Below are 14,848 nucleotides of genomic sequence, written 5' to 3'. Positions count from 1 at the left end.
GTCCACGCGCCCTGTCGGCGACGGCGACTAACCTTCACCCGGTCGGAGTCCGAGCGAGCAGGAGAGGACGGCGGATGGAGGTCCCCCGCAGCGGTGGTGTGCAGCTCTCCGTGGTGCTGCGGTTCGTCGACATCGCGACGGACGCCCTGGCGGGCGCGCGTGAGGAGATCGACGCTCTGAACGTCTACCCGGTGCCGGACGGCGACACCGGCACCAACATGTACCTCACGGTCTCGGCTGCCCGCGACGCGATCCGGGAGGTCGTCGACGCCGACCCGGGCACCGACGTGGCGACCGCTCTGGCTCGGCTCAGCCGCGGTGCCCTGCTCGGCGCCCGCGGCAACTCCGGGGTCATCCTGAGCGAGATGCTGGGGGCGATCTCCCGCCGCCTCGCCCACGCACGGCCCGACGAGCGGAACGCGGTGGTGATGGCCGAGGCCCTCCAACAGTCGACCGACGCCAGCTACGCCGCCGTCGGCACGCCGGTGGAGGGCACGATGCTGACGGTCTCGCGAGCTGCGTCCGACGCGGCGCTGGCGGTCGCCAAGGACCCCGGCGCCCGAGCCCGCGACGTGTTCACGGCGGCGGCGCAGGCGGCGCGCGAGGCGCTCGCCCGCACCCCCGAGCAGCTCGCGGTGCTGGCGGACGCCGGCGTCGTCGACGCGGGCGGGCGGGGCCTGAGCGTCGTCCTCGACGCGGCCGAGACCGTGCTCACCGGCCGACGCCCGGTGCCGGTCACCAGCCCGATCGGACGACACACGATCCCGGTGCCCGTACCGCTCGGCGGGGAGCCCGACCTGAGCCCGGACGGTCCCTCCTACGAGGTGATGTACCTCCTCGACGCCGCCGACGACGACGTTCCGGTGCTCCGCGAGCGCCTGGCCGCGCTCGGCGACTCCCTGGTCGTGGTCGGTGGCGACGGGCTCTGGAACGTGCACGTGCACGTCGACGACGTCGGAGCGGCCATCGAGGCCGGCATCGAGGCCGGACGTCCGCACCGCGTCCGGGTCACCCACTTCGCCGAGCAGGTCGCCGCGGCGCGGACCCGTCCGGAGCCACGGTCGGGTCGACGGATCGTCGCCGTCGCGGCCGGGCCGGGCCTGACCCGGCTCTTCGAGGAGGCCGGAGCGGTGGTGGTGTCCGGCGGGCCGGGACGGCGCCCCTCCACCGGCCAGATCCTGGAGGCGGTGACCGGCTGCGGGGCCAGCGAGGTGGTGCTGCTGCCCAACGACCAGGACTCGGTGCGGGTCGCCCAGATCGCGGCCTCGACGGCCGAGGCCGACGCCGATGGTGCGGTCCGGGTCGCGGTGATCCCCACCCAGGCCCAGGTCCAGGGCCTGGCGGCGATGGCCGTCCACGAGCCCGGGCGCAGCTTCGACCAGGACGTCCTCGAGATGACGGCGACCGCCCGCCACGCCCGCCACGGGGCGGTGACGGTCGCGGCGCGCCAGGCGATGACCATGGCCGGCCCCTGCGAGGTCGGCGACGTGCTCGGCGTCGTCGCCGGCGACTTCGCGGTCGTCGGCTCCGGTCAGTACGCCGTCGCGATCGACGTCGTCGACCGGCTGCTGGGGGGCGGCGGCGAGCTGGTGACCCTGGTCGCCGGCGAGGAGGACGCCGAGGGCTCCCTGGCCACCCGCGTGGCCGGCTACGTCGAGGAGCGCCACCCGGCGGTCGACGTCGTGGTCTACGACGGCGGTCAGGAGCGCTACCCGCTGCTGGTGTCGGTCGAGTGATCGGCCCCGACTCGCCGATCGCGACCGTCTTCGGCACCGAGACCAAGAAGCGCGACCTGGTCATCAAGGGACTCGGCCTCGAGACGGTCGGCGACCTGTTGCGCCACCTGCCGCGCCGCTACATCAAGACGGGCGAGCTCACCCAGGTCGACGACCTCGAGGTCGGGCAGGTGCTGACGGTCGTCGGCCAGATCACCAAGAGCGACATCAACACCTACCGCGACCGGCGCACCGGCCAGACGGCGTACCGCCTCGACGCCCTGCTCGGCACCGACGGGCCGTCCCTGCGGATGTCCTTCTTCGCCAAGAACAAGGGCGTGGCGGCGTGGCACGCGAAGCGGCTCCCGGTCGGACGGCGTGGCCTCTTCGTGGGCCAGGTCGGCTCGTTCCAGGGCAGCTGGCAGCTCACCAACCCGCAGCTCACGCTGTTCGGGGTCGACGAGGACGGCGTCGAGGGTCCGGAGGACGGCCTCGGTGGCGCCGAGTCCGAGGCCGACATCCCCGCCCTGTTCCCGGTCTACCCGCTCACCAAGGGCGTGGAGTCGTGGGACCTCGTACGGGCGATCAGGTTCGCCCGCACCGTCCTCGACGACGCTCCGGAGCTGCTGCCGCTCGAGCTGCGCGAGCGCTACGACCTGGTCGAGGCCCGCACCGCCCTCAACTGGGTGCACGCGCCCGACGACTACGGCCAGGTGGGAGCGGCGCAGAAGCGCTACCGGTTCGAGGAGGCCCTGGTCACCCAGCTGGTGCTCGGCCGCCGGCGTCGGGCCCTGCGGGCCCAGGGCGCTCGGGCCCGGACCGGCGGTGGGGGACTGCTGGCCGCGTTCGACGGGAGACTGCCGTTCGAGCTGACCGCCGGACAGGTCGCCGTCGGTGCCGAGATCGAGGCCGACCTGGCGCAGGACCACCCGATGAACCGGCTCCTCCAGGGCGAGGTCGGTTCCGGAAAGACCCTGGTCGCGCTGCGCGCGATGCTGCGGGTGGTCGACTCCGGCGGCCAGGCCGCGCTGCTGGCGCCGACGGAGGTGCTGGCCCAGCAGCACCACCGCTCGATCACCGCGATGCTCGGTGATCTGGCGGCCGGCGGGATGCTCGGCGGATCGGCGGACGCCACGGCCGTCGAGCTGCTCACCGGGTCGATGACCAAGACGCAGCGCACGGCCCCGATGAGCCGGCTGGCCAGCGGCGAGGCGGGCCTGGTCATCGGCACCCACGCACTGCTGGAGGACAAGGTCCAGTTCGCCGACCTCGGGATGGTCGTCGTCGACGAGCAGCACCGCTTCGGCGTGGAGCAGCGCGCGGCCCTCACGGACAAGGCCGGGACGCCGCCCCACGTGCTGGTGATGACCGCGACCCCGATCCCGCGGACCGTGGCGATGACCGTGTTCGGTGACCTGGAGACCTCGGTGCTCACCGAGCTCCCGGCCGGACGGGCGCCGATCCAGTCGACCGTCGTCCCGCTCGCCGACCACCCCTCGTGGGTCAACCGGGTGTGGGAGCGGGTGCGCGAGGAGGTGGCCAAGGGCCACCAGGCCTACGTCGTGTGCCCCCGGATCAGCGGCGACGAGCCCGAGGCGGGGGAGCAGGACCAGATCGACCTCGACGAGCAGGGCAAGGCGCGGGCGCCGGCCGGTGCGCTGGCCGCGGTCGAGGAGATGGCCACCAGCCTGGCCGACGGGGCCCTGCAGGGACTGCGGGTCGCCGTCCTGCACGGCCGGCTCGCGCCCGACGTCAAGGACCAGACGATGCGCTCCTTCGCCGCGGGCGAGATCGACGTGCTGGTCTCGACGACCGTGATCGAGGTCGGCGTCGACGTGGCCAACGCGACCGCGATGGTTCTCCTCGACGCCGACCGGTTCGGCGTCTCCCAGCTCCACCAGCTCCGGGGCCGGGTCGGTCGCGGTGGCCACCCCGGTCTGTGCCTGCTGGTCACCCGCGCCGACGCCGGCACCCCCGCCCGCGAGCGGCTCGACGCCGTGGCCGCGACGACCGACGGGTTCGAGCTCAGCCGCGTCGACCTCGAGCAGCGTCGCGAGGGCGACGTCCTGGGCGCCAACCAGTCCGGCTTCCGCTCCAGCCTGCAGAGCCTGCGCGTGCTGCGCGACGAGAAGACCATCGTCGCCGCCCGCGAGGCGGCGAACGCCCTGCTCGACGCCGACCCCGAGCTCGCCGAGGCGCCGCTGCTGGCTGCCGAGGTGGCACGGCTCGAGGCCTCGGCCCGCTCCGAGTTCCTGGACAAGTCGTGACCCGGATCATCGGGGGCCGCGCGGGCGGGCGCCGCCTCCAGACCCCCAGCGGTGCCGCGACCCGTCCGACCAGCGACCGGGTGCGCGAGGCCCTGTTCTCGTCGATCGAGTCCTGGTGCGGCACGCTCAGCGGCCTCCGGGTCCTCGACCTCTACGCCGGGTCGGGGGCGGTCGGCCTGGAGGCGTGGTCCCGCGGGGCCGGCGTCGTGACCCTGGTCGAGTCCGACCGCCGCACGGCCGCCCTGGTGGCGGCCAACGCCCGCACGCTGGGGTTCGCCCGGGCCGAGGTGGTGGCCGCCACGGTCGCCGCCACGCTGGGCCGGACCCCGACGGCGCCGTACGACGTGGTGTTCCTCGACCCGCCGTACCCCCTCGACGACGCCAGCGTCGCCGCCGACCTGCGGGCCCTGGTCGACCAGGCCTGGCTGGTGCCCGGCGCGCTGGTCGTCGTGGAGCGCTCGGTCCGCAGCCCTGAGCCGGACTGGCCCGAGGGGATCGAGCTCGACCGACGGCGGCCCTACGGCGAGACCGTGCTTTGGTACGGTCACGCCGCCGATCCCGACGAGCCCGCAGAGGAGTGAGCAACGTGCGCCGAGCCGTCTGCCCCGGGTCCTTCGACCCGGTCACCAACGGGCACATCGACATCATCGAGCGGGCCGCGACGCTCTTCGACGAGGTCGTGGTCGCCGTGGGGGTCAACGCCTCCAAGAACCGGCTGTTCAGCCCGGACGAGCGGATGGACATGCTGTCGCAGGCCTGCGCGGGCTTCGCCAACGTCACGGTGGCGGGATTCACCGGACTGCTCACGGCCTTCTGCGAGGAGCGGGGCATCCACGCGATCGTCAAGGGTCTGCGCGCCGTGTCCGACTTCGACTACGAGCTGCAGATGGCCCAGATGAACGCCTCGCTGACCGACGTCGAGACGGTGTTCGTGCCGACCAGTCCCGAGTACTCCTTCCTGGCCTCCAGCCTCGTCAAGGAGGTCGCCTCCTTCGGGGGCGACGTCTCGTCGCTGGTGCCCGGGTTCGTCCACACCCGGCTCACGACCCGGCTGGCCGAGCGCCAGGGCTCGTGACCCCTCGGCTCCCGAGGCGCTGGTTTGGTCGGTGGTCCGTCGGGCGGATAGCATTCCCGACGATCTGTATGTGCCCGGACCCGGAAGTGATCCCCTGACCAGCCTGGACCCGAGAGCGCCGCTCGTGCTCGACACCCGCGAGCTCGGCCGCCGCCCGGGGTCCCAGCGTGAGGTGACGCTGACGGTTCCGGCACCCGCAGATCTGGGCATCGAAGTCCTCCTTGTCCCTGAGGGTGCGCCGGTCGAGCTTGACCTGCGCCTCGAGGCGGTCATGGAGGGGGTCCTGGTCACGGGCACGGCGCGAGCCGGGCTCGAGGGCGAGTGCGCACGGTGCCTGGAGCCGATCACCGACGACGTCGAGGTCACGTTCCAGGAGCTGTACGTCTACCCCGAGCACCAGACCCCGCACGACGAGGACGACGATGTGAGCCGGCTACAGGACGACCTGGTCGACCTGGAGCCGCAGCTGCGGGACGCGGTGGTGCTTGCACTGCCCTTCCAGCCGCTGTGCGAGGAGGACTGTCCCGGACTGTGCACCGAGTGTGGTGCCCGGCTCGCGGACGACCCCGATCACACGCACGAGGCGCCGATCGACCCGCGTTGGGCGGGCCTGACCGCGCTGAAGAACGACGACGAGTAGTGCCAATGGGCCGGACCTCCGGCCCCGGATGAGGAGAGAACAGTGGCTGTCCCGAAGCGGAAGATGTCGCGCAGCAACACGCGTCACCGTCGTTCGGCCTGGAAGGCCGTCGCCCCGACGCTGGTGACCTGCGCGAACCCCGCCTGCGGTGCCAAGCACCTGCCGCACCGCGCGTGCGGCACCTGCGGCCAGTACGGCGCTCGCGCCGACCGTCGTCAGGTCCTCTGAGCATCATCAGAGCGTCCGGCCCGGTCCGCTGACCACCTACGCAGAGCTCCGCAGCGCGCTCGGTGATCCCGTTCTGGATCCCGAGCTGCTGGAGCGCGCCCTCACCCACCGCTCGTACGCCTACGAGAACGGCGGGCTGCCGACGAACGAGCGCCTGGAGTTCCTGGGCGATTCGGTCCTCGGGGTCGTCGTCACCGAGACGCTCTACCTCACCCACCCCGACCTGTCCGAGGGCCGGCTCGCGAAGCTGCGGGCGGCGGTCGTCAACGCTCGCGCGCTGGCGGGCGTCGGCCGGGCCATCGGGCTGGGTGAGCACGTCAAGCTCGGGCGGGGCGAGGAGGCGACCGGCGGCCGGATGAAGGCGTCGATCCTCTCCGACACCGTCGAGGCGGTCATCGGTGCGGTCCACCTGAGTGGAGGCTTCGAGGTCTCCGCGGTCGTGGTGCACCGGCTCTTCGACCCGCTGATCACCGCGGCCTCGGCCATGGGCGCGGGCCTCGACTGGAAAACCTCGCTCCAGGAGCTGGCGGCGGAGCACTCCCTCGGGGTGCCCGAGTACGTCATCGAGGACGAGGGCCCCGACCACATGAAGACCTTCACCGCTCAGGTGCGGGTCGCCGACCGGCTCTACGGCAACGGCGTGGGTCGGTCGAAGAAAGAGGCCGAGCAGGCCGCTGCCGAGACGGCGTACGGCGAGATCGCCGCGTCCCTGGGCGTGACCGACCCGGCACTGGGCGCGGCCGAGGACGCCGCGGCCTCCGCGCCCGCGTCCCCTCCGCACGAGTAGTGCCCGAGCTCCCCGAGGTCGAGGTCGTCCGGGCCGGCCTCGAGCGCCACGTCCTCGGCTCCACGATCACCCGCGTCGACGTGCTTCACCAACGGCCGGTCCGCCGCGATCCGCGGGGGCCGGCCGGTTTCGCGTCCGCGCTCGCAGGCCGGCGTATCGAGGCCGCCCGGCGCCGTGGGAAGTACCTCTGGCTCCCGCTCGACAACGGCGACGCGCTCCTCGGTCACCTCGGCATGAGCGGACAGCTGCTGGTGCAGCCGCCCGAGGCGGCCGCCGAGCGGCACCTTCGGGTCCGGCTGGCCCTGGCCGGCGCCGCCGAGGGTCGGGAGCTGCGCTTCGTCGACCAGCGGATGTTCGGGGGCCTGTCGGTGTCGTCCGGCGGGGCGGAGCTGCCGCCGGAGATCGCGCACATCGCGCGGGACCCGCTGGACCCCGAGTTCGACGACGACGAGTTCGTGGCCCGGGTCCGCCGCCGCCGGTCCGGCGTGAAGCGCCAGCTGCTCGACCAGAACCTGATCTCCGGGGTCGGAAACATCTACGCCGACGAGGCCCTGTGGCGCGCGCGGATCCACGGCGAGCGGTCGGGTGACCGGCTGAGCGCCGCCCAGGTGCGTGAGCTGCTCGGGCACGCACGTGAGGTGATGGCCGACGCGCTCGGCCAGGGCGGCACCTCCTTCGACGCGCTCTACGTCAACGTCAACGGCGAGTCCGGCTACTTCGACCGCTCGCTGCACGCCTACGGCCGCGAGCAGGAGCCCTGCGACCGGTGCGGCGCGCCGATCCGCCGCGTGGCGTTCATGAACCGGTCGTCGTACTTCTGCCCGGTCTGCCAGCCGGTCCCGCGGCGTCGCCGGACGACCTCTGCGGTGGCATCGGTCGCGGACTGAGGACCTCGACGCTGATCGGCGCCGTCGCAGGCTCCGGCCCCGCGCTCCGAGATTGACCCCAGCGGCTCGTGGTGGGACTCTTGAAGACGGTCCGCCAGAGCGGGCCGCCCCCCAAGAATCGGAAGGCTTGTCCATGGCCAAGGCGCTGATCGGCTACCTGAACAGCGACCTGCGAACCCCCACCCGGCTGGTTGCCGACAACGCCCGGCTGAGGGCGCGTGTGGGTGAGCTCGAGGCACTCGTCCTCAAGCTCTCGGAGGAGAACGACAAGCTCGTCGCGGCCCGCGCCGCCGAGCTGCTGGAGATCGACACCGCGTCGGCGCTGCCGGAGATGCAGCCCGCGTAAACCCGGTGCGCGGCTCTCGGCCGCGCCGTAGTGTGCCGCCTTCGTGAGCAGGATCCTCGAGACGGTCGCCCCGCAACGCCTCGGCTCCGGTTTCCGGTGGCTGATGGCGTCGTCGTGGACCTCGAACCTCGGCGACGGGATCGGCCTCGCGGCCGGTCCGCTCCTGGTGGCGTCGCAGACCGACGAGGCCGGACTGGTCGCGCTCGCGGCCCTCATGGTGTGGCTGCCCCCGCTGCTCCTCGGCCTGTACGCCGGGGCGCTCGCGGACCGGCTCGACCGCCGGCTGCTGGTGGTCGCGGTCGACCTGGCCCGCTGCGCGGTGCTCGCCGTCCTGGCCCTCGCGGTCGCGACGGGAGCGGTGTCGATCGCCGTCGTTCTCGGAGCGCTGTTCCTGCTCGGGACGGCCGAGGTGTTCGCCGACAGCGCGTCCTCGACGCTGCTGCCGATGCTCGTCGACCGCGACGACCTGGCGATCGCCAACGCGCGCCTCACGACCGGCACCATCACCCTCAACCAGCTGGCCGGTCCGCCGCTCGGTGCGTTCCTGTTCGCAGCCGGAAGCGCCTCGCCCTTCGTCGCCCAGGGGGTCCTGGTCGGCCTCGGCGCGGTGCTGGTGGCCCGGGTGGCGGTGTCGCACCCGCGGTCGGACGGCGCACCCGACACCCGGCTCCGGCACGACATCGCCGAGGGGTTCCGGTGGGTGCGGCACCACGCGGCCGTGCGCACCCTGGTCCTGACCATCCTGATCTTCAACGTCACGTTCGGTGCGGCCTGGTCGGTGCTGGTCCTCTACGCCACCCGAGCGACTCGGGCTCGGCGAGGTCGGCTTCGGCCTGGTCACGACGGTCGGCGCGCTCGGGGGGCTGCTCGGGACCACGGTCTACGGCTGGCTCACCCGGCACGTCAGCCTCGGTGACCTGATGCGGATCGGTCTGGTGATCGAGACGCTCACCCACCTCGCCCTGGCGCTGACCACCTCGCCGTACGTCGCGCTGCCGGTGTTCTTCGTCTTCGGCGCGCACGCGTTCGTCTGGGGCACCACCTCGGTCACGATCCGCCAGCGCGCCGTCCCCACGGCACTCCAGGGTCGGGTGGGCAGCGTCAACCTGGTCGGGGTGTACGGCGGTCTGGTGGTCGGTGCGGGCCTCGGCGGCCTGCTCGCCCAGCACGGGGGCGTGACCGCCCCGTTCTGGTTCGCCTTCGCCGGCTCGGCGGTCTTCGTGGTGCTGATCTGGCGGCAGCTGAGCCACGTCGCGCACGAGGACGTGACGCAGCCCGTCGTGGAGGAGAGCGCGGGATAGGGTGGCCCCGCTGAGCTTCCCCCGCGCAGCGCTGCGACGATGCAGCCTCCGTGTCCGCTCGACCGCCCACGGTGAGGGAGCCCGACGATGTACCTGAAGAGCCTGACCCTGAAGGGGTTCAAGTCCTTCGCCTCCTCCACGACGCTCCAGCTCGAGCCGGGCATCACCTGCATCGTCGGTCCCAACGGCTCCGGCAAGTCCAACGTCGTCGACGCCCTCGCCTGGGTCATGGGCGAGCAGGGCGCCAAGTCGCTGCGCGGCGGCAAGATGGAGGACGTCATCTTCGCCGGTACGTCGGGCCGCCCCCCGCTGGGTCGGGCGGAGGTGGTGCTGACCATCGACAACTCCGACGGCGCGCTGCCGATCGAGTACGCCGAGGTCACGATCACGCGGACGATGTTCCGCAGCGGCGGGTCCGAGTACGCCATCAACGGCAACGGCTGCCGGCTGCTCGACGTCCAGGAGCTGCTCTCCGACTCCGGCATCGGTCGCGAGATGCACGTCATCGTCGGCCAGGGCCAGCTCGACACGATCCTGCACGCCACCCCCGAGGACCGGCGCGGCTTCATCGAGGAGGCCGCAGGCGTCCTGAAGCACCGCAAGCGCAAGGAGAAGGCGCTCCGCAAGCTCGACTCCACCGAGGGCAACCTGACCCGGCTCAACGACCTGCTGACGGAGATCCGGCGCCAGCTCAAGCCCCTCGGCCGGCAGGCCGAGGTCGCCCGGCGCGCGGCGACCGTCCAGGCCGACGTCCGCGATGCCCGGGCCCGGTTGCTCGCCGACGACCTGGTCACGGCGCGCACCTCGCTGCAGCAGGAGATGGCCGACGAGTCGGTGCTGCTCGAGCGGCGCGAGCAGGTCGAGCACGAGACCGGCCAGGCCCGGGAGCGTGAGAGCGCACTCGAGGCGGCCCTGCGTGAAGACCTGCCGGCCCTGTCGAAGGCGCAGGACACCTGGTTCACGCTGTCCGGGCTGCGCGAGCGGCTCCGGGGCACCCAGTCGCTGGCCGCCGAGCGGGTCCGCAACGCCGCGGGCACGACCGACACCGAGGTGACCTCGGGCCGCGACCCCGACGAGCTCGATGCCCAGGCCGAGCAGGTCCAGGCCCAGGAGCAGCGGATCGGGGCCGAGGTCGACGCCCAGCGGGTCGCTCTCGAACAGGCCGTGACGGCCCGCAAGGGCGCCGAGGACGCCGCCGCCGAGGAAGAGCGCCGGGTGGCCGGCCTGCAGCGCGCCGCCGCCGACCGGCGCGAGGGCCTGGCCCGGCTGCACGGCCAGGTCAACGCGCTCCGCTCGCGCGCCACCGCGGCGGACGAGGAGGTCGGCCGACTCGGCCTGGCCCGCGAGGAGGCCATCGCACGCGCCGACCGGGCCCAGCGCGACTTCACCTCGCTGGAGACCAAGGTGGCCGGCCTCGACGCCGGCGAGGAGGGGCTCGACGCCGAGCACGAGGCCGCCGTGGGGGCCCTCGACGACCTCGAGGAGCGCCTGGCCCAGGCCCACGACGAGGCCCGTCAGGCCGACCGGGACCGTTCGACGCTCGCCGCCCGCAAGGACGCGCTGGAGATGGGCCTGGCTCGCAAGGACGGCGCCGGCGCGCTGCTGGCGGCCACCGACGAGGTCTCGGGGCTGCTCGGCTCCGTCGCCGCCCTGCTCAGCGTGCGCACCGGCTACGAGACCGCGGTCGCGGCCGCGCTCGGCTCCGCGGCCGACGCGGTGGCGGTCACCGGCACCGACGCCGCACTCGTCGCCATCGAGCACCTCAAGGGCGACGCCCTCGGCCGCGCCGGGATGCTGCTGGGCGGGGGGCCGGCCGACGGCCTGCTGGACGACCGGGACTGGCCCGGCCTGCCCGCGACCGCGTCGTACGCCGTCGACGCGGTGGACTGTCCCGACGCGCTCCGGCCGGCGCTGGCTCGGCTGCTCTTCAAGGTGGCCGTCGTCGACGACCTGACCGCGGCCCAGGCCCTGGTCCGCGAGTCGTCGGACCTGATCGCCGTGACCCGCGAGGGCGACGTGATCGGCGCCCACTTCGCGTCCGGCGGCTCCTCCGACCAGCCCAGCCTCATCGAGATCCAGGCTGCCGTCGACGAGGCGTCCGCGTCGCTCGCCGAGGCGGTCGCCACCGGGGAGCGCCTGGGCTTCGAGATCAGCCGGTTGGAGGCGGAGCGGCTGGAGGCGCAGAAGCGCGTCGACGTGGCGCTCGCCAAGCTGCACGAGTCGGACGCCACGCTGGCCGCGGTCGCCGAGGAGCTCGGACAGTACGGCTCGCAGGCTCGGGCCGCCCGGGGCGAGGCCGACCGGCTCACCCAGGCGATCGCGAAGGCCGAGGCGGCCCGCGAGCAGGCCGTCGCCGGTCTGGCCGAGCTGGAGGCCCGGCTCGCCAGCGCCGAGGACGCTCCCGAGGAGGAGCCCGACACCGCCGAGCGGGAGCGCCTGGTCGAGGCCGCCCGGACCGCCCGGCAGACCGAGATGGACTCCCGGCTCGCCCTGCGCACGGCGGAGGAGCGGGCGCGGGCCCTGCACGGGCGGGCCGACTCGCTGCGGCGGGCGGCCCAGGCCGAGCGTGAGTCCCGGGCTCGGGCCCGTGAGCGCCGCGAGCGACTGCTGCGCGAGGGCAGGGCGGCCGAGGCCGTCGCGACCGCCGTCGCCGTGGTGCTGGACCGGTTGGAGGGCTCGGTCGACCGGGCGGCCGACGCCCGGGCCGAGGTCGAGCGGGCCCGTCAGGGTCGTGAGCAGGAGCTGCTGGCCGTCCGCACCCGGCTCCGCGAGCTCGGCAAGGAGCACGACGAGCTGGTCAGCTCGGTGCACCGCGACGAGATGGCCCGGGCCCAGCAGCGGATGCGCATCGAGCAGCTCGAGGAGCGCGCGCTCGACGAGCTCGGGATGGACCCCGACGGGCTGGTGGCCGACTACGGGCCCGACCAGCCGGTGCCGGCCACCGAGCAGACGGCGGAGCAGGCCGAGGCGGGGGAGGACCCGCCGCAGCCGACGCCGTACGTCCGCGAGGAGCAGCAAAAGCGCCTGCGGTCCGCGGAGCGCGCGCTGTCGATGCTCGGCAAGGTCAACCCGCTCGCGCTCGAGGAGTTCTCCGCGATGGAGGAGCGCCACAAGTTCCTCACCGAGCAGCTCGAGGACCTCCGCCGCACCCGCAAGGACCTCCTCGACATCGTGCGGGAGGTCGACAGCCGGGTCGAGCAGGTCTTCACCGAGGCGTACGCCGATGTGGAGCGCGCGTTCGACGCGACCTTCGCGCGGCTCTTCCCCGGCGGGGAGGGCCGCCTGGTCCTGACCGACCCCGCCAACATGCTCACGACCGGCATCGAGGTCGAGGCCCGACCCGCGGGCAAGAAGGTCAAGCGCCTCTCGCTGCTGTCGGGTGGTGAGCGGTCCCTGGTCGCTGTCTGCTTCCTGGTCGCGCTGTTCAAGGCCCGGCCCTCGCCGTTCTACATCCTCGACGAGGTCGAGGCGGCACTCGACGACACCAACCTGGGTCGGCTGCTGGAGATCTACGAGGAGCTGCGCGAGAACTCCCAGCTGCTCGTCATCACCCACCAGAAGCGGACCATGGAGGTCGGCGACGCGCTCTACGGCGTGACCATGCGCGGCGACGGCGTCTCCGCGGTCATCAGCCAGCGGCTCCGCGAAGTCGAGCCGGCCTGATGGCGGGGGAGCGCCCCACCCGGGCCGACTACGTCGCCTGGCGCACCGTCACGACCCGCTGGCGCGACGACGACGCCTACGGACACCTCAACAACGCGACCTACTACGAGCTCTTCGACACGGCGGTCAACGCGTTCCTCTTCGAGGCGACCGGCACCAACGTGCGTCACCTGCCGCAGATCGGGGTGGTCGCCGAGACCTCGTGCCGCTACTTCCGCGAGATCGGGTTCCCCGAACCGATCGAGACCGGCCTGGTGGTCGACAGGGTCGGTCGCTCCAGCGTCATCTACCGGATCGGGCTGTTCCAGGGCGACGGCGAGGAGGCGGCCGCCGAGGGCCGCTTCGTGCACGTGTACGTCGACAACACCGACCCGGCCCGCCCTGTCGCACCGCTGCCCGACGTGATCCGGGCCGCAGTCGAGCCGCTCCTGCGCGGCTGAGCTGTCCCCCACCGGTCGTGTGCGACGGTGGAGGTCGGGGTATCGCACCGTGCGACCCACCACCACCTCGTCTCGGGAGGACGTCCCTTGCTCTACCTCGTCATCACCATGGCCGTGATCCTCGTCGTCGCCGGAGTCGTGGTCCTCTACGCCGCCTACCCGCACCGCGGCGAGAAGATCCCGGCCGCCCCGTGGCTCGGCGACGCGATGACGCGGACCGTCGACGCCCTGCCGACCGTGGCGCCCGAGGAGACCGAGGAGCGGTCGATGGACTTCCACCGATAGCCGGACCGCGGCGCCCTCCTGATTGGATGTCCCCATGGACGCCGTCGCTCTCCTGATCCTGCTCGTCGCCCTGGTCGGCGTCGCCCTCGTGGCGACGGTCGCCGGCCTGGTCGTGACCCGCCGGCGCAAGCCCGGTCCGCTCCCGAACACGCACACCGACGTCCTCGGGGTCCCGCCGGCGGACCCGGAGGCGCCGGTCGAGCTGAGCAGCCCGCCCGCGACGATCGAGCCCGAGGTCGCCCCGGAGCCGGTGCCCGAGGCGCCCGCGCTGGAGCGCCCGGAGGGTACGGCGTCCCGGCTGGTCCGTCTGCGGCAGCGGCTGGCCGGCTCGCAGGGCGGGCTCGGGCGCGGCCTGCTGGCGCTGCTCAGCCGCGACCGGCTCGACGAGGACACCTGGGAGTCGATCGAGGACACGCTGCTCACCGCCGATGTCGGCGTCGCGCCCACGCAGGAGCTGGTCGACCGGCTGCGGACCCGGCTGCGCGTCGAGGGGGGCGCGGTCGACGCCCGGACCGTGCTGCGCGAGGAGCTCGTCGCCCTGGTCGACCCGACCATGGACCGACGCTTGCAGGTCAGCGGTGAGGACGGGCGCCCGGGCGTCGTCCTCGTGGTCGGGGTGAACGGCGCCGGCAAGACCACGACGGTCGGCAAGATCGCGCGGATCCTGGTCGCCGAGGACCGCAGCGTCGTCCTCGGCGCGGCCGACACCTTCCGCGCCGCTGCCGTCGACCAGCTGGCCACCTGGGGCGAGCGGGTCGGGGTCGAGGTCGTCCGGGGCGCCGAGGGCACCGACCCGGCGAGCGTCGCCTTCGAGGCGGTCAAGGACGGCGTCGACCGCGGCGTCGACACCGTCATCGTCGACACTGCGGGCCGGCTCCAGAACAAGGCCGGCCTGATGGACGAGCTCGGCAAGGTCAAGCGGGTGATCGAGAAGCAGGCCCCGGTCACCGAGGTGCTGCTGGTGCTCGACGCCACGACCGGTCAGAACGGCATGATCCAGGCCCGGGTGTTCAGCGAGGTCGTCGACGTCACGGGCATCGTGCTGACGAAGCTCGACGGCTCGGCCAAGGGCGGCATCGTCGTCGCCGTCCAGCGCGAGCTGGGCGTCCCGGTGAAGCTCGTAGGGCTCGGCGAGGGCGCCGACGACCTGGCGCCGTTCAGCCCCGAGGCCTTCGTCGACGCCCTGCTCGGCTGAGCCGGACCCGGTCGCCGGG

Annotated in this window: 15 protein-coding genes; all 15 read left to right on the top strand. The window is 73.4% G+C overall.

Annotation, left to right across the window (positions count from 1 at the left end; all coding sequences use genetic code 11):
• Positions 1-74: 74 nt before the first annotated feature.
• The 15 genes from BLT76_RS07080 (at position 75) to ftsY (ending at position 14,829) form a co-directional block, all read left to right on the top strand.
• A complete protein-coding gene (locus tag BLT76_RS07080; RefSeq protein WP_090852895.1) occupies positions 75-1,736 on the top strand; it encodes a DAK2 domain-containing protein in 1,662 nt (553 codons plus the stop codon).
• Complete coding sequence (locus BLT76_RS07075) at positions 1,733-3,982, top strand: ATP-dependent DNA helicase RecG (protein ID WP_090852892.1); 2,250 nt, start codon at positions 1,733-1,735, stop codon at positions 3,980-3,982. The genes BLT76_RS07080 and BLT76_RS07075 overlap by 4 nt, the downstream gene beginning before the upstream one ends.
• Positions 3,979-4,563, top strand: a complete 585-nt coding sequence (rsmD, locus tag BLT76_RS07070; RefSeq protein ID WP_090852889.1) for a 16S rRNA (guanine(966)-N(2))-methyltransferase RsmD — start codon at positions 3,979-3,981, stop codon at positions 4,561-4,563. The genes BLT76_RS07075 and rsmD overlap by 4 nt, the downstream gene beginning before the upstream one ends.
• Positions 4,564-4,568: 5 nt before the next feature.
• Positions 4,569-5,057, top strand: a complete 489-nt coding sequence (coaD, locus tag BLT76_RS07065; RefSeq protein ID WP_090853435.1) for a pantetheine-phosphate adenylyltransferase — start codon at positions 4,569-4,571, stop codon at positions 5,055-5,057.
• A 94-nt stretch (positions 5,058-5,151) separates the two neighbouring features.
• Complete coding sequence (locus BLT76_RS07060) at positions 5,152-5,697, top strand: YceD family protein (protein WP_090853432.1); 546 nt, start codon at positions 5,152-5,154, stop codon at positions 5,695-5,697.
• Between the two features lie 42 nt (positions 5,698-5,739).
• A complete protein-coding gene (rpmF, locus tag BLT76_RS07055) occupies positions 5,740-5,925 on the top strand; it encodes a 50S ribosomal protein L32 (protein ID WP_085871165.1) in 186 nt (61 codons plus the stop codon).
• A complete protein-coding gene (gene rnc / locus BLT76_RS07050; protein ID WP_211752770.1) occupies positions 5,846-6,712 on the top strand; it encodes a ribonuclease III in 867 nt (288 codons plus the stop codon). The genes rpmF and rnc overlap by 80 nt, the downstream gene beginning before the upstream one ends.
• Positions 6,712-7,599 (top strand): bifunctional DNA-formamidopyrimidine glycosylase/DNA-(apurinic or apyrimidinic site) lyase, encoded by an 888-nt coding sequence (gene mutM / locus BLT76_RS07045; protein ID WP_090852886.1) that lies wholly within the window; start codon positions 6,712-6,714, stop codon positions 7,597-7,599. The genes rnc and mutM overlap by 1 nt, the downstream gene beginning before the upstream one ends.
• 133 nt (positions 7,600-7,732) lie before the next feature.
• Positions 7,733-7,945 carry a hypothetical protein gene (locus tag BLT76_RS07040; RefSeq protein WP_090852883.1) on the top strand — a complete coding sequence of 71 codons (213 nt, stop codon included), beginning with the start codon at positions 7,733-7,735 and terminating at the stop codon, positions 7,943-7,945.
• Between the two features lie 43 nt (positions 7,946-7,988).
• On the top strand, positions 7,989-8,861 hold the full coding sequence (locus tag BLT76_RS26565; RefSeq protein WP_280139628.1) for an MFS transporter: 873 nt from the start codon (positions 7,989-7,991) through the stop codon (positions 8,859-8,861).
• On the top strand, positions 8,779-9,246 hold the full coding sequence (locus tag BLT76_RS26560; RefSeq protein WP_280139631.1) for an MFS transporter: 468 nt from the start codon (positions 8,779-8,781) through the stop codon (positions 9,244-9,246). The genes BLT76_RS26565 and BLT76_RS26560 overlap by 83 nt, the downstream gene beginning before the upstream one ends.
• Positions 9,247-9,333: 87 nt before the next feature.
• On the top strand, positions 9,334-12,909 hold the full coding sequence (smc, locus tag BLT76_RS07030) for a chromosome segregation protein SMC (RefSeq protein ID WP_090852879.1): 3,576 nt from the start codon (positions 9,334-9,336) through the stop codon (positions 12,907-12,909).
• Positions 12,909-13,349, top strand: coding sequence for an acyl-CoA thioesterase (locus BLT76_RS07025; RefSeq protein ID WP_090852876.1), 441 nt, complete (start codon positions 12,909-12,911; stop codon positions 13,347-13,349). Before smc ends, BLT76_RS07025 begins: the two co-directional genes overlap by 1 nt.
• A gap of 87 nt (positions 13,350-13,436) precedes the next feature.
• Entirely contained in the window at positions 13,437-13,634 is a 198-nt protein-coding gene (locus BLT76_RS07020) for a hypothetical protein (RefSeq protein WP_090852873.1), read from the top strand.
• A 34-nt stretch (positions 13,635-13,668) separates the two neighbouring features.
• Entirely contained in the window at positions 13,669-14,829 is a 1,161-nt protein-coding gene (gene ftsY, locus BLT76_RS07015; RefSeq protein ID WP_090852870.1) for a signal recognition particle-docking protein FtsY, read from the top strand.
• Positions 14,830-14,848 lie beyond the last annotated feature (19 nt).

Origin of the sequence: Nocardioides lianchengensis, from assembly GCF_900101465.1 — a bacterium.
Classification (GTDB): Bacteria; Actinomycetota; Actinomycetes; order Propionibacteriales; family Nocardioidaceae; genus Nocardioides; species Nocardioides lianchengensis.
The sequence above is the reverse complement of the archived record's forward strand: the minus strand, read 5'-3'. Positions and strand labels throughout refer to the sequence as shown.